We start from the raw sequence: 20,164 nt of genomic DNA on the forward strand, positions 1-20,164 counted from the left end.
GCTAAGAACAAACTTAAAAATTAAGCTTGGCCTTTGATCTCTTTACGACCGTTGAATGGTGCACGTTCGCCTAGAGCTTCTTCGATACGGATCAATTGGTTGTATTTAGCAACACGGTCAGAACGGCTCATAGAACCAGTTTTGATTTGACCTGCAGCAGTACCAACAGCTAGGTCAGCGATAGTTGCATCTTCAGTTTCACCTGAACGGTGAGAGATAACTGCAGTGTAACCAGCGTCTTTAGCCATCTTGATAGCTGCTAGAGTTTCAGTTAGAGAACCGATTTGGTTGAACTTGATCAGGATAGAGTTAACGATACCTTTCTCAATACCTTCTTTCAAAATCTTAGTGTTAGTTACGAATAGATCGTCACCAACAAGTTGGATTTTGTTGCCAAGAAGTTCAGTTTGGTGTTTGAAACCTTCCCAGTCAGATTCGTCTAGACCATCTTCGATAGAAACGATTGGGTATTCTTCAGTTAGACCAGCTAGGTAGTGGTTAAATTCTTCAGAAGTGAAGATTTTGCCTTCGCCTTTAAGGTTGTAGTTACCAGCTTCTTTGTCGTAGAACTCAGATGCAGCACAGTCCATAGCAAGAGTGATGTCTTTGCCTAGAACGTAACCAGCAGCAGCTACAGCGTCTTTGATTGCAGCTAGAGCAGCAGCGTTTGATTCTAGGTTAGGAGCGAAACCACCTTCGTCACCAACAGCAGTGTTCATGCCTTTAGCTTTAAGAACTTTAGCTAGGTTGTGGAACACTTCAGAACCCATGCGGATTGCTTCTTTGATTGATTTAGCGCCAACAGGTTGAATCATGAATTCTTGGATATCAACGTTGTTGTCTGCGTGCTCACCACCGTTAAGGATGTTCATCATTGGTAGAGGCATAGAGAAAACGCCAGGAGTGCCGTTTAGTTCAGCGATGTGTTCGTAAAGAGGCATACCTTTAGCTGCAGCAGCTGCTTTAGCGTTAGCTAGAGAAACAGCTAGAATAGCGTTAGCACCGAATTTAGATTTGTTTTCAGTACCGTCAAGGTCGATCATGATTTGGTCGATTGCAGCTTGGTCTTTTGCATCTTTACCAACTAGAGCTTCAGCGATTGGGCCGTTAACAGCTGAAAGAGCTTTAAGAACGCCTTTACCTAGGAAACGAGATTTGTCGCCATCACGTAGCTCAAGAGCTTCGCGAGAACCAGTAGAAGCACCAGATGGTGCAGCAGCCATACCTACGAAACCGCCTTCTAGGTGTACTTCAGCTTCAACAGTTGGGTTACCGCGTGAGTCGATGATTTCACGACCTAGAACTTTAACGATCTTAGACATTAATGTTTCCTCTCATTGAATTTAAATGTCAAAACTAAAGAGGTACCCGACACGCCGGATACCTCCGTATCCTTTTATTTCAATTCACCACGCTGAAATTGACCCGCTGCTTTCACAAAACCAGAGAACAGAGGGTGTCCATCGCGAGGAGTTGAAGTGAATTCTGGGTGGAACTGCGCTGCAACAAACCATGGGTGTGCAGGGTTCTCGATCACTTCAACCAGTTTCTTATCTGCAGATAGACCAGAAACTTTCAAGCCCGCTTTTTCAAGCTGTGGACGTAATACGTTGTTCACTTCGTAACGGTGACGGTGACGTTCATGAATTGTTGGGTTGCCATACAAATCACGAACTTTAGAGCCATCTTGAAGGTGACATAGCTGAGAACCTAGGCGCATAGTACCACCAAGATCCGATTTTTCGCTACGCTCTTCTAAATTGCCTTCTTCGTCTACCCATTCGGTAATCAATCCTACCACAGGGTATTGAGTTGCTTTGTTAAATTCTGTTGAATGAGCACCAGGCATGCCAGCTACGTTACGTGCGTATTCAATCAACGCTACCTGCATACCTAGACAAATGCCAAGGTATGGGATGTTGTTTTCACGTGCATATTGTGCAGCAAGGATTTTACCTTCGATACCACGGTCACCGAAACCACCAGGAACTAAGATTGCATCAAGACCTTCAAGAAGTTCAACACCTTTTGTTTCTACATCTTGAGAATCAATATATTTAATGTGCACACTTAGACGGTTTTTCAGGCCAGCGTGTTTCAAAGCTTCGTTTACTGATTTGTAAGCGTCTGGTAGTTCAACGTACTTACCAACCATACCGATAGTCACTTCACCGGTTGGGTTCGCTTCTTCATAAATCACTTGTTCCCATTCAGACAGGTCAGCTTCTGGAGCATTGATGCCAAAACGAGTACAAACAAGATCATCAAGACCTTGAGATTTGATCAGTTGAGGAATTTTGTAGATTGAATCTACGTCTTTCATCGAGATAACCGCTTTCTCTGCTACGTTACAGAACAACGCAATTTTCTTACGTTCGTTAGCAGGAATCATACGATCGCTACGGCAGATCAGTACGTCAGGTTGAATACCAACAGACAGTAGCTCTTTAACAGAGTGTTGAGTTGGTTTGGTTTTTACTTCACCAGCAGCGGCTAGGTAAGGAACCAAAGTCAAGTGCATGAACATAGTGTGTTCACGACCCACTTCAATCGCTAGCTGACGAATAGCTTCGATGAATGGTTGAGATTCGATATCACCAACAGTACCGCCGATTTCTACAAGTACTACGTCGTAGCCTTCAGCACCCGCAACTACGCGGTCTTTGATTGAGTTAGTGATGTGTGGAACAACTTGGATAGTTGCACCTAGGTAGTCGCCACGACGCTCTTTACGTAGAACGTCAGCGTAAACACGACCCGCAGTGAAGTTGTTACGCTTAGTCATCTTAGTACGGATGAAACGTTCATAGTGACCAAGGTCTAGGTCTGTCTCTGCGCCATCATCCGTAACGAACACTTCACCATGTTGAGTCGGGCTCATTGTGCCTGGGTCAACGTTGATGTATGGGTCAAGCTTCATGATAGTCACTTTAAGACCACGAGCTTCTAGAATCGCTGCTAATGATGCTGCTGCAATACCTTTACCTAGAGAGGATACAACCCCGCCAGTAACAAAAATATAATTTGTCGTCATGTTTAACCTGAAATTGGTTGAATGAGGGAAATGGATTTCTTCTGGACGGGAAATAAATATACCAGAACCCATTGATCGCCACAACGTGAAATCTATCACACTCAGTTTTTTATTTTTTGCTTCAAATCAAACTGTATTAACGCAATAAAAATCACATCACACAGATTGAAGCAAATTTGTTCCAAAACAAATAATTACTCGCACGCGAACAATTACTTTGTTTCGCTCGCTTTGACTTGCTCCCAGAATCCATCCAATTCATTGAGAGAACACGCTTGCAACGTTTTGTTATGCGCTCTGACATGCTGTTCTACACCATGAAAACGACGGACGAATTTCTGATTCGCTTTGCCGAGGGCGATTTCAGGATCCTTGCCTAAATGTCGCACCAAATTGACTGTAGCAAATAAAAGATCACCAAGTTCCTCTTCTACCCTTTGCTCGTTGACATCCACTTGCACCGCTTCATCAACTACCTCGTCAATTTCTTCTCTTACCTTGTCCACTACTGGCCCTAACGTATCCCAATCAAATCCATACTGACTGCATTTTTTCTGGATTTTATTGGCCCGCGATAACGCCGGCAATGAAGCCGGAATACTGTCTAAAATGCTCTCTTCCACAACACCTAAGTGCTGTTTCTCTGCCTTTTTCTGTGCAGCCCAATTCGCGTTCAACTCTTCTGCCGTGGTGAAATTGGCATCACCAAACACATGCGGATGGCGGCGGACTAGCTTTTCATTGACACCTGAGACCACCTCATCAAAATCAAAAAGCCCCTGTTCTTGGGCTAATTGACTGTAAAAGATCACTTGGAACAGTAAGTCCCCCAACTCCTCTTTGAGGTTGGTCCAATCTTGCTTATGGATGGCATCAACAACTTCGTAAGTCTCTTCAATCGTATGAGGAATGATAGACGAGAATGTCTGCTTCTTGTCCCAAGGACAGCCATTTTCTGGATCTCGCAGTTGTTGCATGATCTGTTTAAGTTGCTCGATAGGTTGAGTCATTACTGTCTCCAAAAAATAAACGAGGTTGTCACTGTGAGTTTCAACCTCGTTTCAATGCTATTGAGATGCGCCACACTGGCGACGCCTTATCCTAATCGTTTTACTTGAATCACATCTTTGGTCGCTTCAATACGCTTAATTACGCGCTCTAAAACTTCAGCACTGCTTAATTCAAGCTCAAAATCCATCACTGTCATTTGGCGCTTAAAGTCACTGCGGCTCTTCATGCTGGTGACTTTAACTTTTTCATTCGCCAACAAGGTGGTCACATCTTTGAGTAACCCGCTACGCTCCATGGCTTCGACACGCAATGTCAGCAAATAGGAACCCACAAAACCTCGTCCCCAAACGGTTTGAATAATCCGCTCTGGCGCGTGATGACGCAATTCAGCTAACTGTTCACAATCACTACGATGCACAGAGATACCGCGACCTTGGGTGATATAACCGCAAATTTCATCACCAGGAATCGGCTGACAACAACGCGCGAGGTGCGTCATTAGGTTATCAACCCCTTCCACAACGACTGCATCTTTAAATGGTGTCGTAGGATGACTTGCTTTGCTCTCACCTTGCAATTTTTCCAAGGCAAGTTTGTCTTCTTCTTCCGCCGTTGGCTTATTAACTAATGCATTGATGTGGTTAACAATTTGGTTAATACGCAAATCGCCACTACCCACCCCGACATACAACTCATCACTAGAGTTAACGTTAAAGCGTTTCAATGCATATTGCTCGGCGTCTTTCAACGTCGCACCAATTTTAGCTAGCTCGGTTTCTAAGATCTCACGCCCTGCTTCGAGGTTTTTCTCACGACTTTGTTTGCGGAACCAAGCGTTAATTTTCGCCCGAGCACGCCCTGAGTGAACAAAGCCTAATGCAGGGTTTAACCAGTCACGTGAAGGGTTAGGCTCACGTGAGGTGATGATTTCCACTTGGTCGCCCATCTGCAGTTTATGGGTAAATGGTACGATGCGTCCGCCCACTTTGGCACCGATACAACGATGCCCCACTTCTGAGTGAATGTGGTAAGCAAAATCCAATGGCGTTGAACCCATTGGCAGATCCACCACATCACCGCGTGGTGTAAAGGCGTAAACCCGATCATCAAACACTTGGCTACGCAACTCATCCAGCATTTCGCCAGAATCGGACATCTCTTCTTGCCAATCGAGCAGTTTACGTAGCCATGTAATCTTCTCATCGTAACCACTGCGACCTGCGCTAGCGCCCTCTTTGTATTTCCAGTGAGCGGCAACACCAAGCTCAGACTCTTCATGCATCTGCTTGGTGCGAATTTGAATCTCTATTGTTTTGCCTTCTGGCCCCAGAATCACCGTATGAATCGATTGGTAACCATTCGGTTTGGGGTTAGCCACATAATCGTCAAATTCGCTAGGTAAATGCTTATATTTGGTGTGAACAATACCTAAAGCTGCATAACAGTCTTGCAGCTTATCAGCAATAATACGCACTGCGCGCACATCAAATAGCTCATCAAATGCCAGATTTTTCTTCTGCATTTTGCGCCAAATACTGTAGATGTGCTTCGGACGTCCACTCACCTCAGCTTTGATATTGGAAATTTTCATCTCTTGACGTAAATCGTCAACAAAATCGCGGATGTACTGCTCACGAACGATACGACGCTCAGACAGCTGCTTAGCGATTTGCTTATAAGTATCAGGCTGTTGATAACGGAAAGCGTAATCTTCGATTTCCCATTTCAGCTGACCAATACCCAAACGGTTCGCCAATGGTGCGTAGATGTTGGCACACTCTTTCGCTGCCGCTCGACGCACTTCATCAGGCTGATTTTTCACTTCACGTAAGTTACAGATACGTTCGGCCAATTTGATGACAACGCAACGAAAATCGTCCACCATCGCTAGCAACATGCGACGCACGTTATCCACTTGAGCAGACGCTTCTGTGCCATGCAAAGTAATGTTCAACTGACCAATCGCCGCCATCTCTTCAACGCCGCGGATCAGCTTAACAGTCTCTTTGCCGTAAACTTCTTCTAACTCTTCAAAATCCAAAATACCGCTGGTTGCAATCGGCAACAGCAAAGCAGAAACGAGGGTCGCTTTATCCATCGAGAGCGTGATCAAAATTTCGATCATTTCTCGCCCACGCCACAGCAACATCGCCGCTTGAGAATTTCCTTCAAGCAACTCTTCACACTGGCGGTAAACTTCCGTCAGTTTTGCTGCCACTTTGGGCTCTTGTTGTAAGCTAGCAATCCACGTCGCCAACTCAAACTGTTGATCGGGATTTAAGTGTGCGCTCCGTACCGCAACCATCGATATCGTCCTAAGTTCTGTTTACTGTTCAGCTGGTGAGACACAGCCAATAAAAGTGAAGTTCATTGTTCCTAACGTTTTTTTACAAATAACGCCATGGATTCCAAATGACTGGTATGTGGGAACATGTCTAACATACCTAAACGTGCTAATTCGTAACCTTGATTTAACAAACTCTGGCTGTCACGAGCAAGCGTAGCAGGATTACACGAGACATACACCACTTTGCGTGCAGAAAATGCCCCTAGTTGCTCAATAATGCCAGCCGCTCCAGCTCGTGCCGGATCAAGCAAAATTTTATCGAATTTCTGACCTGCCCATGTTTGACTGGTCATGTCTTCTTCTAAGTTAGCTTGGTAAAAGGCAACGTTTTTCAACTGGTTAATTTGGGCGTTATCGGTCGCTTTCAAGACCATGTCATCAATACCTTCCACGCCAACCACTTCTTTGGCCAATTTAGCCAGCGGTAAACTGAAGTTGCCCAAACCACAAAAGAGGTCTAACACGCGATCGCTTTCCTCAACCTCTAACCAAGCAAGCGCTTGTTGAACCATTTTCTCGTTCACATTGCGGTTAACCTGAATAAAGTTCGTTGGCAAAAATGGGATGGTGACGCCATTCTCATCATAATAAGGATCGTCGCCTATCACCTTAACTAACTGATTATTTTCTGGCATGAGATATAACGTTAGCCCGTTATTCTGCGCATAAGCCACGAGTGCCGCATGGTCTTTTTCAGCTAATGGTGCGAGATGGCGTAATACCATCACTGGCGTATTGGCTCCACGCACTAACTCAAGGTGACCTAATGTTTCTGGGCGTTGAAAACCGGTCAATAGTGATTGAAGCGGAGCTAAATGGCGATTCAATTCCGTGTCCAGCACTGGGCAATCCGTTACATTAACGATGTTTTTACTCGCCCGTTGACGAAAACCGAAATCAAGATGCTGTGCCTTTTTATCCCACATCAAACTCAAGCGTGCGCGGCGGCGATAGCCTTTATCATCACCTAGCACAGGTTCAGAAAGCGTTAAGGTCTCGCCAGAAAACTTGCGCATCAATTGGGACAACGCTTGCTGCTTATGTGTTACTTGCGCATCACGCTGCAGATGCTGCAAATCACAACCACCACAGACCTGATAATGCGGACAAAAAGCGTCGACACGCTCTGAACTAGGCTCAAGCACTTTTATTAAATTGGCGCGTGCGAATTTGCTCTTGGTTTCCGTGAGCTGCATTAGCACTTGCTCACCAGCCAATGCACCTTCAATAAACACTGGCTTTTTGTTGAGAAACGCGATCCCCGCACCTTGGTGGTCAAGCTTTTCTACCTTGATCGCTTGATGCTTTGTATCGATTGATGTTTTCTTTTTCGGTTGGAAAAAACGCGCCATGCTTACACTGCCTAAATCATTGTTATTTTTGCCGGGTTATCACTATTCTGGCTCGGGATGATTGTCGAACACAGAGGAGTTGATTAAGCTAAACACTTATCGGATAACTTGAGCACTTCGAATGCCGGTTATTTTCCCATATCCACACCATAATGTTTAGACAATAATGATTCGATCCCGATATGGTTTGCGCGCACGCGTTATCACACTGACCCTCGCCCCTACGTTAATCATAGGGTTACTGCTCAGCGCCCTGTTCTCTTTTAACCGTTATCACGACTTAGAAACCCAAGTGATCAACGCTGGCGCCAGCATTATTGAACCTCTCGCCATTGCCAGTGAAGATGCTCTGCGTAGTGATAGCCGCGAATCAGCTCGACGTATCATCAGCTACGCTCATCGTAAAAATTCTAAGTTTGTCCGCAGTATTGCGATCTTCGATGCCAAAAACGAACTGTTTGTCACCTCAAACTTCCATCCGAACTTTGAAGAAATGATGTATCCCAAAGACAAACCGATACCGTCCCTAAGTAGTTCGCAACTCGATGAAAACACACTGATACTTCGCACGCCGATTTTAGCGGAAAGCCGTTTGTTGGAAGGTAATTGGAATGAGCCTAATGCGCCAATCTTGGGCTATATCGCTATCGAACTGGATCTGACCTCATTAAGACTACAGCAATACCAAGAGATTTTTTCTGCTTGTTTGGTCTTGGTGATGGGTCTGATTCTGTCTGGAATTTTTGCCTTCCGCTTGATGCATGATGTCACTAAACCTATCAGTCACATGAAAGATGTGGTCGATCGAATTCGTCGCGGTCACTTGGACGTGCGTATCGAAGGCACCATGCACGGTGAATTGGATGACCTTAAAAAAGGCATCAACGCGATGGCCATGTCGCTGTCGGAATATCACGTCGAAATGCAGCACAGTATCGACCAAGCTACGTCGGATTTACGAGAAACGTTAGAGCAATTGGAAATCCAGAACGTCGAATTGGATATCGCGAAAAAACGCGCCCAAGAAGCGGCAAGAGTGAAATCGGAATTCTTGGCTAATATGTCGCACGAGTTACGTACGCCGCTTAATGGGGTCATCGGCTTTACTCGTCAAATGCTCAAAACTCAGTTAACCAACAGCCAACAGGATTACCTGCAAACCATTGAAAAATCGGCGAACAACTTACTTAACATCATCAACGACATTTTGGATTTCTCCAAACTCGAGGCTGGCAAACTCGCACTAGAAAACATTCCATTTGAGTTCCAAGATACCCTCGAAGAGGTGATCAACTTACAAGCCACCAGCGCTCACGAAAAAGGGCTAGAGATCACCTTAAAAGTCGACTCAAAAATCCCGTCAGGGTTAGTTGGCGACCCGTTGCGTATTCAGCAAATCTTGACCAACTTGATGGGTAACTCCATCAAGTTTACCGAGCACGGCAACATCGATATCAGCGTAGAAATGCGCTCTCAACGCGAAGACACCATAGAATTGCAATTTATGGTGCGCGATACCGGGATAGGCATCTCGGAACGCCAACAAGCGCAGCTATTCCAAGCCTTTAGTCAAGCCGATGCCAGCATTTCTCGCCGTTATGGCGGTACCGGTTTGGGCTTGGTTATTACTCAAAAACTGGTTAGCCAAATGGGGGGCGAAATCAGCTTAACCAGTCGCTTACACCAAGGTTCAACCTTCTGGTTCACTATCCGCGTGCATTCAACCGATATGCCAATGAGCGATAGTTTGCTTGAAACCGCCGCTCTTACTGATAAGCAGTTATTGCTGATTGAACCTAACATGCAAGCGGCTTCTATCATTCAACAGACCTTGGCAAATGTCGGCCTGAAAGTCACTTACCGCTCCGGTATGCCAGCAGAGTCAGCACACTACGATTATGTGTTGCTTAACCTTTCGCCAAATAAAGAAGTGGACATTATCGAGCTTGAAAATTGGATTCACTCTGCTTTACAAATGTCGCCAAACCTTATCATCGGCACACCAAGTACCGAGCTTGCTCTGGCTGATCAGCTCATGCAGCGCTTCCCTGTTCAATGCATTACCAAGCCGATCGCCCGTAAAAAACTACTGCAAACCCTACTCAGTCATCAACCGCAACAAGTTGAGGTGATTGAGTTACCACCAACGCCTCACCAAGATAAATTGCCTTTAACCGTCATGGCGGTGGATGACAACCCTGCGAACTTAAAACTGATCACTGCCCTACTACAAGAACGAGTGGAGTCTGTCATCAGTTGTAAAAATGGCTTAGATGCTGTCAAAGAAGCGCAGATCCGCCGCTTCGACATTATCTTGATGGATATTCAGATGCCGCATATGGATGGCGTTACGGCGTGTAAGGAGATTAAAAAGACCGATCTTAATGCGCGCACACCAGTTGTAGCCGTCACGGCTCATGCAATGAGTGGCGAACGCGATCGCCTTCTTAATGCGGGTATGGATGACTACTTAACCAAGCCAATAGAAGAGCACATTCTCCAGCAGGTCCTAGTTCATTGGAACCCCAACACCAGCACGGATGAAGTGCAAAAATTGGAACTGCCAGCACCGCAAGAGCCAGAATCCATCGAGTTAGCGACGATTAGCACTGCAGTTACCTCAGATCATGTGATTGATTGGTCAAGTGCGCTGCGTCAAGCGGCTAATAAGCCCGACCTTGCCCATGAAATGCTGCAAATGCTGATTGATTACATCCCGCAGGTCAATCAAGTGGTGGAACAAGCCCTTGCCGATGACCAATTCCTAACTGAGGATCTGTTGCACCACGTACACAAATTGCATGGTAGTTGCTCGTATAGCGGTGTACCACGCTTGAAAAAAGTGTGTGCTACGTTAGAGCAAGCCCTTCGCTCGGGAGCGGCGATTGCCGATGTTGAGCCTGAGCTGTTTGAATTACAAGATGAAATGGAAAAAGTCATTGAAGCAGCGCAGGAACACCTGAACGCTTAAAGGCGGATATCCAAAGAAAGTAAAAGAGGTGGCAATGCCACCTCTTTTACTTTTAATCCATGAACTAGGCTTCGGCTATTACGGTTGCCATGGCGTAATGCTTTTCATCAGAAATCGAAAGATGCCAATGACGGATACCACGCTGCTCAGCCAATTGCTGCGCCACACCGGTCACCACTAACAGTGGCTTACCTAAGGCGTCATGCGTCACCGTAAAATGCTGAAATGACACACCTTGGGCAATTCCTGTTCCCAGCGCTTTCACAGCGGCCTCTTTGGCGGCAAAACGCTTGGCCAAAAATCTGGCAGGCTGTTTATGCTCAGAAAATACCGCTAACTCATCTGCAGTTAATATCCGCTTCGCGAGTGCTTCACCACTGCGACCGAGTACCTTTTCGATACGCTCAATTTCAGCGATGTCGGTGCCTAATCCAATAATCATAACGAACTCTTAACGACGCGCATCCAACATGACCGCTTTCATGTCAGCCACCGCTTTGTCTAACCCATCGAACACAGCGCGACCAATGATAGAGTGGCCGATGTTCAATTCGTAGATCTCAGGAAGAGCAGCAATCGCTGCGACGTTATGGTAAGTCAAGCCATGACCTGCATTGACCGTAATACCCAAATCCGCTGCATAACTCGCCGCTGCTGCGATTTTTTTCAGCTCAGCTTGTTGTTCTTCTTCAGTTTCTGCATCTGAGTAGTGACCAGTATGAAGCTCAATAAAAGGGGCACCACACGCTTTAGCCGCGTCAATTTGCTCACGATCTGCATCAATAAAGAGTGACACGCGAATACCAGCAGCCGTCAGTTTTGCTGTTGCCGCTTTGATTTTTTCCAACTGGCCACGCACATCTAAGCCACCCTCAGTGGTGAGCTCTTCACGCTTTTCAGGTACCAAGCAGACGTACTCTGGTTTCGTTTGCAGAGCAATTTCCACCATTTCATCGGTCACAGCCATCTCAAGGTTCATGCGTGTTTGCAGTGTTTCACGCAGAATACGCACATCGCGATCATTGATATGACGACGGTCTTCACGCAAGTGAATGGTAATACCATCGGCACCAGCGCGTTCTGCGATTTCAGCCGCATGCACTGGATCGGGATACTTAGTACCACGAGCATTACGTAATGTCGCGATATGGTCGATATTCACACCTAATAAAATTGAGCTCATTTTCCTGTACTCCGTGCTCTGGGTAGAATGGCTTGTCTAAACAACTCTCGGCTCTTTAAAGGTCTACCACCGAGATAAGGTTTGAGGGCAATACGCGTAAAGCGCTTCGCTGCCTGTAATTGTTCTTTGGTTGTGAATCGCCGCTCACTAATAGCGATTAATTCGTTTCCAACAAAGGTGAGATTATCCCGTCTCACGGACGCAATAAAGCCTTTTTGTTCGCGATAACGATAGGTCATGTTCGGGTCGACTGGCTCACCAGTACCAGCACAGTGCAAAAAATCCACACCGTAGCCCATGGCAGATAATAACGCGAGCTCAAACCTACGTAAGGGAGGCTCAGGATTATCCCATTGAACTAACTCAGTTAAGGCAAGTAGATAGTCATGAAACAGTTCGGGGTGAGGCACTTCAGGTGCTAACACTCTATCCACCAGCTCATTAACATACATGGCTGAATAGAGGCTGATACCAGTGAGAGGTAAACCAAGGCTGATCGGCTCAGCTTGGCGCAATGTCTTCATTGAGCCTTTTCCGGACCATTTAAGTAACAGCGGTGTAAAAGGTTGCAACGCCCCTTTGAGGTTAGAGCGTTTGCCGCGCGCTCCTTTTGCCATAAGGCTGACTCGACCATATTCTTCACTGAAAACGTCAAGAATGAGGCTCGATTCACTGTAAGGGCGTCGATGCAGAACAAAGCATCGTTGCAGACCGTCAGACATACTATTTCTATTCCAAATTAGACACCGTGACGGCCACAAGAGAAGGTAGCCATAAGATAGCTACCTTTTGAAGAGATGATAGAGAAGCGTTATAGGTCGTCGATGTAACCAAGTGAACGCAGTGCACGTTCATCATCAGCCCAACCGGATTTCACTTTAACCCAAGTCTCTAAATACACTTTACGGCCAAAAAGTTCTTCCATGTCCAAACGTGCTTCGCGACCTATGGTCTTGATCTTCTCACCTTTGGTACCAATCACCATTTTCTTCTGACCAATACGTTCAACCAGAATCAAGGCGTTAATATGGAAACCATCCGTTTCAGGGTTGTAGTCAAAGCGTTCAATTTCCACGGTAACAGAATATGGCAATTCTTCACCAGTAAAGCGCATTAGCTTTTCACGGATGATTTCGGATGCCATAAAACGCTGCGAACGGTCAGTCACATACTCTTCTGGGAAATGGTGTACTGCTTTTGGCAAGTGATCACGCACGTGCTTACGCAATACTTCGATGTTTTTACCCAGCTTGGCTGAAATCGGCACAACATCAACGAAAGGATGGCGTGCAGATAGCTCGTGCATATGCAGCATCACATCGTTTTTGTCTTTGACGTTATCAACTTTGTTCACACAAAGGATGATTGGGAAGTTAGTGTTCACCAACTTATTGAAGACCATCTCATCATCTGCGGTCCAGTGAGTTCCCTCAACCACAAACAGCACAAGGTTCACATCACTTAATGAACTGCTTGCTGCGCGGTTCATTAGGCGGTTGATTGCACGTTTTTCTTCGATGTGAAGTCCAGGGGTATCGACGTAAATCGCTTGGAAATCACCATCAGTCTCAACACCCATAATGCGGTGACGAGTGGTTTGTGGTTTACGTGAGGTAATAGAAATCTTTTGCCCAAGAATGTTATTCAGGAGCGTTGATTTACCCACGTTTGGACGACCAACAATCGCGATAAAACCACAGTGCTGGTTTTCTGGTAGCGAGGTTGGTTGTGGTTTTGACTCAAAAAATGCGTCAATATCAAATTCTTTTTCAGACATTAGTAAGTTGCTCTAACGCGGTTTCCGCAGCCGCTTGCTCTGCCTTGCGACGACTGGTGCCTTTACCAATAACAGGCTCTCCGACGCCCGCCACTTCACACGACACAGTAAACTCCTGGTTGTGTGCTTCACCTTTAATGTTAGTTACAGTATAGACAGGAAGTGGTTTTCTTCTGCCCTGTAAAAACTCTTGCAGGCGAGTTTTTGGATCTTTCTGTGAAACACCCGGCTTGATAGAGTCCAGACGCTCTTGATACCAACTCAAAATAATGCCACGCACTACTTCAATGTCGCTATCTAAATAAATCGCCCCGATAATCGCTTCTACAGCATCGGCCAAGATTGAATCGCGACGGTAACCGCCACTTTTCAACTCGCCTGGACCTAATTTTAAGTAATCTCCTAAGCCAAACTCTCGGCCTAGCTCCGCTAAGGTATTACCACGAACCAAAGTCGCACGCATACGACTCATGTCACCTTCATTAACACGAGGGAAACGATGGTAAAGATCATCAGCGATGACAAAACTTAAAATTGAATCGCCCAGAAACTCAAGACGTTCATTGTGTTTTCCGTTGGCGCTGCGGTGAGTCAGCGCCAAGTTCATTAGCTCAGCCTGCTTGAAGGCATAGCCGAGCCTATTTTCTAATGTACTAATAGGAGAAGTCATACTCTCTCGATGTGTTAATTCTAGATAACTCTAGTCTAGTTAATGCCACCGATGCGGTTAAAACGCACACCAGTTGGTACCCATGTAGGCAGCGCACTATCAGGAGAACGATCAAAAACGAAACTGATCCAAATACCGACCGCTTTACCCACTAAGTTCTGCTCTGGAACGAAGCCCCAGAAACGGCTGTCAGCGCTATTATCTCGGTTATCCCCCATCATAAAATAATGACCTTGTGGAACAACCCATTCGTTAACGCCAGCACGTGGCTCATATTCACTGACTCTATCAGCATGCATCGGATTGATCAAAATATGGTGCTTGACCTCACCTAATTGTTCATCCAACTGCATTAAAGGAGTGTAACCTTGCGCAAACTCACTCTGTTGTAAGTTGGTCAATGGCACAGGTTTGCACTCAGACTCGCCTTTAGCTTGAATACAAATTTGTTTCAAGCTGCTGTAGCGAATCGTATCCCCTGGTAAACCGACAACACGCTTAATGTAGTCAATATTAGGGTTTTTAGGGTAACGAAATACCACAATATCACCACGTTTAGGCTCACCTGTTGGCACAATCGTGTTATGCCACACAGGATCTTTAAGACCATACGCGTATTTTTCCACCACGATAAAATCACCTACTAATAAGGTAGGCATCATCGAACCAGAAGGAATCTGAAACGGTTCAAAAATAAAAGAACGTAAAATCAGCACAAATGCAATCACTGGGAAAATAGAGACTGCATTTTCTACCCACCATGGTTGTGGATCGATTTTTTTGGATAACTCAGGATCGATACCATTGGTTTCCGCTTGTAAGCTGGTCAATTTTTGCTGACGCTTCTTCGCCCAGACAAGTTTCTCTAACACCCAAATCACACCAGTGACTAAGGTAAAAATTACCAAAAAGAGTGAAAATGTATTGGCCATCGAATTCCCTTATCTAAAAATACGAAAGTGAAAGGGCCGAAACCCTTTCACTTGAGATGGTGATCCTAACGCAGAAAAGCAACCAACAAATTACTTCTCACCGACGTGCAGAATCGCTAGGAACGCTTCTTGTGGTAATTCAACGTTACCGATCTGCTTCATGCGTTTTTTACCTTCTTTCTGTTTCTTCAACAGTTTTTTCTTACGGCTAACGTCACCACCATAACATTTTGCCAAAACGTTCTTACGTAATTGTTTTACCGTTGAACGAGCAATAATGTGGTTACCAATCGCCGCTTGAATCGCGATATCAAACATTTGGCGAGGAATGAACTCTTTCATCTTCTCAACCAATAGGCGTCCGCGAGTTTGTGATTGGTCTTTATGAGTGATGATTGCCAGAGCGTCCACTCGGTCGCCGTTAAGCATCACGTCCACACGAACCATGTCTGACGGTTCAAAACGCTGGAAACTGTAATCCAAAGAAGCATAACCACGAGAGGTTGATTTCAAACGGTCGAAGAAGTCCAAAACCACTTCCGCCATTGGAATATCGTAAGTCAACGCTACTTGGTTGCCGTGGTAAACCATCTCTTTTTGCACACCGCGTTTTTCGATACACAAAGTAATCACGTTACCTAGGTATTCCGCGGGCAACAGGATGTTACAACGAGCAATCGGCTCACGAATTTCTTCGATGTCGTTCAACGCAGGTAACTTAGCAGGACTATCTACGAGCATAATCTCTTTGTTAGTCTTAACCACTTCGTACACTACGGTTGGAGCCGTTGTAATAAGGTCTAGATCGTATTCACGTTCCAAACGTTCTTGGATGATCTCCATGTGCAGCATGCCAAGGAAACCACAACGGAAACCAAAGCCCAATGCAGCAGACGTTTCTGGTTCATAGAACAATGATGCATCGTTTAGCGCCAGTTTACCCAACGCATCACGGAAGCTTTCATAGTCATCAGATGAAACAGGGAATAGACCTGCATATACCTGAGGCTTCACTTTCTTAAAGCCTGGTAATGGTTTTTCACAACCGTTTTTCGACAGAGTTAACGTATCGCCAACCGGTGCGCCAAGGATATCTTTGATACCACAAACCACCCAGCCCACTTCACCTGTGTTTAACTCGTCAGTATCCACCTGTTTTGGAGTAAAGATACCCAAACGGTCGACACCCCAAGTTTGACCAGTGCTCATCACCTTGATCTTGTCGTTTTTCTTCAGGCTACCGTGTTTAACACGAACCAAAGAAACCACACCAAGATAGTTATCAAACCATGAGTCGATAATCAAAGCTTGTAAAGGTGCATCTGGATCACCTTCAGGAGCTGGAATAGATTTAACGATTTCTTCTAGAACTTCGTCGACACCCAAACCAGTTTTTGCCGAACAACGCACGGCATCCATTGCATCAATACCAACGATGTCTTCAATTTCTTCAGCAACACGCTCAGGTTCAGCGGCTGGTAAGTCAATTTTGTTTAGGATTGGAACGACTTCCAAATCCATCTCAATAGCGGTGTAACAGTTAGCTAAGGTTTGAGCTTCAACACCTTGGCCAGCGTCAACCACCAGCAATGCCCCTTCACACGCAGCAAGAGAACGAGACACTTCGTATGAGAAGTCCACGTGTCCAGGAGTATCGATAAAGTTTAACTGATAGGTTTCGCCATCTTTCGCTTTGTAATCGAGAGTCACACTCTGAGCTTTGATGGTAATGCCACGCTCACGTTCAAGATCCATAGAATCAAGAACCTGCTCTGCCATTTCACGGTCGCTCAATCCACCACATACTTGGATTAAACGGTCTGATAAAGTCGACTTACCATGGTCGATGTGGGCGATGATCGAAAAGTTACGAATGTGCTTCATAGGTTTGGGATGACTAAACTCGTTACAAATTAGGACAATAGAATGCCGCCCATGGCGGCATTTCATTCAAGTTGGGCGATTCTAACCAATTTCGGTTGGGTTCGCACCTTATTTAAACAATAGGCTCTCCCAGCACTCTAAGCAAAATAACCTCCTGCTGCGAACGTTGTTCAAGGCGTGGAGATAAATATTTTGCCAGTGCGACACCTAATAAGATAAACAGAAAAGAGCTCGCAATCACAATCCCTTCGCCCATATGCAGCACTGGCGCAAGCCATTGATTGGCGATCCAAGCACCAAAGATCATCATGAACAGAGGGACTAAGTACACCAAAGCTGCAGACTGAAGCAGGCTTTTCTCTGGAAAGCCGATTTCAACCACTTGGCCTTGGTGCACTGATTGAGAGGTATTTAAGGTCCAAAATAGCGCTTTGTTACCAATAGCTTTCGATACGATTCCCGTTCCACAACTTTTCGATGAGGAACAACTGCTACAACTGGTTTTCTGCTCGCAGCTTAATTGGATTTCATATCCCTGTGATTGAGGTTTTACCTGCATCACAGTCGCTAAGGCGGTCATCATGGCTATTTTGCTCCTTGCGGATTAAAACGAACAGATTGCGCTACACGCTGCGCCGTTGATGGAGGAATATCTCCCACGACTGAAATCTCATTCGATCCTTCCACATACGTTTGCACGGTGCGACGACCTTGTCTAATAATCTGATTTTTCAACGAATTATTATCGCTTTCAGAAACATAAACAGAGAAACTAAACAGGCCATCGGAGAACATTTGGCTTTCAACAAGACGGTCGGTAATCGCCATTCTATAACGATTAATCTCCATCGCTTTGAAGCCATCTGGCACCCATTGTACCGACCATTGCGCCTGTTTGATATTCCCTTTTGGAATCGATAACACTTCTGGCAACTTAACGTTATTCAAACCAGCCATTAACTGCGCTAACTTATCGTTAATCGAATAGGAAATGGTGCGGTACTGTTCGAGTACTTCACCGTCACGATCAACCAGATCAGCTCGCAATGGTAAATCACTGTGCTCGTCAACCCAAAGTACATACGAATAACGTAGGCCATCTTTAGGAACGATACGCAGGACTTGGCAAGGCGTTCCGGCCTCACGAGCACGACCAATCTTCACGAAGTCATAGTATTTGCTGATGAGATCAACATCACTGTTGAGCATAGGGATCAGCGGCGCCACCATATTGCTCGATTCAATCGTAAAAGGATCGACGCCGGGTTCGATGTAACTCACTTCATCGCCACGGCGAATCACTTCACGAACAGGTCCACTCAGGTAAACCAGATGGGCAAACTGCTGATCTTTTTCTCGCGCATGACGATACAGAATAGGCTCAATACTGTTTTTCTTAATCAGAATATAAGAGAGCTCGTAATTGAGTTGCTGACTCGCTTTGTTCATTTGATGTAACAATGCCTCTGCGGAAGGTTCTTCAGCAAAGGCAACTGTGGCATTCAAACTGAACAGCATCAGCGTACTGATCAGAAATTTCTTCATTCAACTACCGGTTCAATTTGATCATTGTGAGTTGCAGCATTGCCTTCACTGTTCAAACGCAACTGCAACTCATAGTCTTGAAGCAATGCATTCACACGACGATGTTGATCTTGCAGATTGGCTTCATGACTCTGTTTTTCAGCAGATTCACGAGTATAGCTTACAGGCTCAGCCGTTCCAGATAGAGGGATCGTTTGTAAAACTGGAATCTGGTCATCTTGTGACTGTGCACCCGGTGTATGACTACCGTTACCGTATTGTTGAACGCCAAGTATCACAACAAAAGAGACACACGCGGCAACCGCAACTTGTCCCAATTGAGATAACCATGTCGGCATTTGACGACGAGCTTTTGCTGGCTTCGGTTGTTCTTCCATCAAAGGCGTTTGGGCAACCACTCGCAAAGGAGTCGTCACGTTAGCGTTATGCGCTGGTTCATTTTCCAGAGCAAGAGCGACACTTTCAGCAATATTCCACTCAGGTCTTTCTGGAGCATCTCCACGCATAACATCACCAATTAAATGATAATGTTTCCATGCCTCAAGACCTTCTTGATCGTCAACTAATTCTTGAATTAGTACTTTGTCGATCAATTCTCCATCCATGAGAGCTGAAAGTTTTTCTTTGTCAGCCATTCTTTTCACCATAAATAGTTACTAACACTAGCGTTAGAGCAGAGGACTTATTCTCTTTTCTACCGCTTCTCTAGCACGGAAGATACGAGAACGTACAGTACCAACAGGGCAATCCATTACCTGTGCGATTTCCTCGTAACTCAAGCCATCTAGCTCTCGTAACGTCATCGCGGTTTTCAAATCTTCAGGCAATGCATCGATAGCCCCGAACACTGCCTCTTTCAATTCTTTGGACAACGTTAAGTTTTCAGGGTTCGATATTTCTTTTAGGGCATTACCCGTTTCATAAAATTCAGCTTCTTCAGCATCAACATCGCTAGCCGGTGGTCGACGACTTTGGGCAACGATATGATTTTTTGCAGTATTGACAGCAATGCGATATAGCCAAGTGTAAAACGCACTCTCGCCGCGGAAAGTGGGAATCGCTCGATACGCTTTAATAAACGCCTCTTGCGCCACATCTGCCACATCGCCGGAATTGCTCACATACCTAGAAATAAGGTTGCAGACTTTATTCTGGTATCTTAGAACCAGAAGGTTAAAAGCTTGCTTATCTCCGTTCTGAACTCGCTCAATCAATACCTGATCGGTCAGCTGCTCGTTCATTCGAGCGGTTACTCCTATTGTTATATCCCCGTACCTTCACAGATATGGGCATTAATTGTGCAGAATGTTCTATTCGACACCACTGCTTACATGAGCACTATTGTGACTCTACACCTAAGAAAAAGTTCAATTCTCTGTGAAATTTTTACCAATATGAATTGGTAGTGTGACGTAATCTAGGTTTGCGTAAAAACTGCTTAAGATATTGAAGAACTCA

The 20,164-nt window shown here is 45.4% G+C and carries 17 protein-coding genes; 1 reads left to right on the forward strand and 16 read right to left on the reverse strand.

Going from position 1 to position 20,164, the window contains the following annotated elements; translation table 11 throughout:
- Positions 1 to 20: 20 nt before the first annotated feature.
- The 5 genes from eno to rlmD form a co-directional block, all read right to left on the reverse strand.
- On the reverse strand, positions 21 to 1,322 hold the full coding sequence (eno, locus tag OCV11_RS14310) for a phosphopyruvate hydratase (RefSeq protein ID WP_261893662.1): 1,302 nt from the start codon (positions 1,320 to 1,322) through the stop codon (positions 21 to 23).
- A gap of 74 nt (positions 1,323 to 1,396) precedes the next feature.
- Positions 1,397 to 3,034, reverse strand: a complete 1,638-nt coding sequence (pyrG, locus tag OCV11_RS14315) for a glutamine hydrolyzing CTP synthase (protein ID WP_261893663.1) — start codon at positions 3,032 to 3,034, stop codon at positions 1,397 to 1,399.
- A 212-nt stretch (positions 3,035 to 3,246) separates the two neighbouring features.
- Positions 3,247 to 4,044 (reverse strand): nucleoside triphosphate pyrophosphohydrolase, encoded by a 798-nt coding sequence (mazG, locus tag OCV11_RS14320; protein ID WP_261893664.1) that lies wholly within the window; start codon positions 4,042 to 4,044, stop codon positions 3,247 to 3,249.
- Positions 4,045 to 4,130: 86 nt separating this feature from the next.
- Positions 4,131 to 6,350, reverse strand: coding sequence for a GTP diphosphokinase (relA, locus tag OCV11_RS14325; RefSeq protein WP_261893666.1), 2,220 nt, complete (start codon positions 6,348 to 6,350; stop codon positions 4,131 to 4,133).
- A gap of 71 nt (positions 6,351 to 6,421) precedes the next feature.
- Entirely contained in the window at positions 6,422 to 7,744 is a 1,323-nt protein-coding gene (gene rlmD, locus OCV11_RS14330; RefSeq protein ID WP_261893668.1) for a 23S rRNA (uracil(1939)-C(5))-methyltransferase RlmD, read from the reverse strand.
- A 166-nt stretch (positions 7,745 to 7,910) separates the two neighbouring features.
- Between rlmD and barA the strand changes: the two genes are divergently transcribed.
- Entirely contained in the window at positions 7,911 to 10,715 is a 2,805-nt protein-coding gene (barA, locus tag OCV11_RS14335) for a two-component sensor histidine kinase BarA (protein WP_261893669.1), read from the forward strand.
- A gap of 64 nt (positions 10,716 to 10,779) precedes the next feature.
- Here the strand turns inward: barA and acpS are convergent, their stop codons facing one another.
- The 11 genes from acpS to rpoE form a co-directional block, all read right to left on the reverse strand.
- Positions 10,780 to 11,157, reverse strand: coding sequence for a holo-ACP synthase (gene acpS, locus OCV11_RS14340; protein ID WP_261893670.1), 378 nt, complete (start codon positions 11,155 to 11,157; stop codon positions 10,780 to 10,782).
- A gap of 9 nt (positions 11,158 to 11,166) precedes the next feature.
- On the reverse strand, positions 11,167 to 11,898 hold the full coding sequence (gene pdxJ / locus OCV11_RS14345) for a pyridoxine 5'-phosphate synthase (protein WP_261893671.1): 732 nt from the start codon (positions 11,896 to 11,898) through the stop codon (positions 11,167 to 11,169).
- Positions 11,895 to 12,620: a DNA repair protein RecO gene (recO, locus tag OCV11_RS14350; protein ID WP_261893672.1), complete on the reverse strand. Its 726-nt coding sequence runs from the start codon at positions 12,618 to 12,620 to the stop codon at positions 11,895 to 11,897. The genes pdxJ and recO overlap by 4 nt, the downstream gene beginning before the upstream one ends.
- Positions 12,621 to 12,709: 89 nt before the next feature.
- On the reverse strand, positions 12,710 to 13,675 hold the full coding sequence (era, locus tag OCV11_RS14355; RefSeq protein WP_261893674.1) for a GTPase Era: 966 nt from the start codon (positions 13,673 to 13,675) through the stop codon (positions 12,710 to 12,712).
- Positions 13,668 to 14,345, reverse strand: coding sequence for a ribonuclease III (rnc, locus tag OCV11_RS14360; protein ID WP_261893676.1), 678 nt, complete (start codon positions 14,343 to 14,345; stop codon positions 13,668 to 13,670). The genes era and rnc overlap by 8 nt, the downstream gene beginning before the upstream one ends.
- 35 nt (positions 14,346 to 14,380) lie before the next feature.
- Complete coding sequence (lepB, locus tag OCV11_RS14365) at positions 14,381 to 15,277, reverse strand: signal peptidase I (protein WP_261893677.1); 897 nt, start codon at positions 15,275 to 15,277, stop codon at positions 14,381 to 14,383.
- A gap of 90 nt (positions 15,278 to 15,367) precedes the next feature.
- Entirely contained in the window at positions 15,368 to 17,161 is a 1,794-nt protein-coding gene (gene lepA, locus OCV11_RS14370) for a translation elongation factor 4 (protein ID WP_261893679.1), read from the reverse strand.
- Positions 17,162 to 17,273: 112 nt separating this feature from the next.
- Positions 17,274 to 17,744 carry a SoxR reducing system RseC family protein gene (locus tag OCV11_RS14375; RefSeq protein ID WP_261893680.1) on the reverse strand — a complete coding sequence of 157 codons (471 nt, stop codon included), beginning with the start codon at positions 17,742 to 17,744 and terminating at the stop codon, positions 17,274 to 17,276.
- Between the two features lie 2 nt (positions 17,745 to 17,746).
- Positions 17,747 to 18,706, reverse strand: a complete 960-nt coding sequence (rseB, locus tag OCV11_RS14380) for a sigma-E factor regulatory protein RseB (protein ID WP_261893682.1) — start codon at positions 18,704 to 18,706, stop codon at positions 17,747 to 17,749.
- Entirely contained in the window at positions 18,703 to 19,341 is a 639-nt protein-coding gene (locus tag OCV11_RS14385; RefSeq protein ID WP_261893683.1) for a sigma-E factor negative regulatory protein, read from the reverse strand. The genes rseB and OCV11_RS14385 overlap by 4 nt, the downstream gene beginning before the upstream one ends.
- A gap of 33 nt (positions 19,342 to 19,374) precedes the next feature.
- On the reverse strand, positions 19,375 to 19,947 hold the full coding sequence (gene rpoE / locus OCV11_RS14390; RefSeq protein WP_261893685.1) for an RNA polymerase sigma factor RpoE: 573 nt from the start codon (positions 19,945 to 19,947) through the stop codon (positions 19,375 to 19,377).
- Positions 19,948 to 20,164: the final 217 nt, after the last annotated feature.

Source organism: Vibrio porteresiae DSM 19223 (assembly GCF_024347055.1).
In the GTDB taxonomy this organism is placed as follows: domain Bacteria; phylum Pseudomonadota; class Gammaproteobacteria; order Enterobacterales; family Vibrionaceae; genus Vibrio; species Vibrio porteresiae.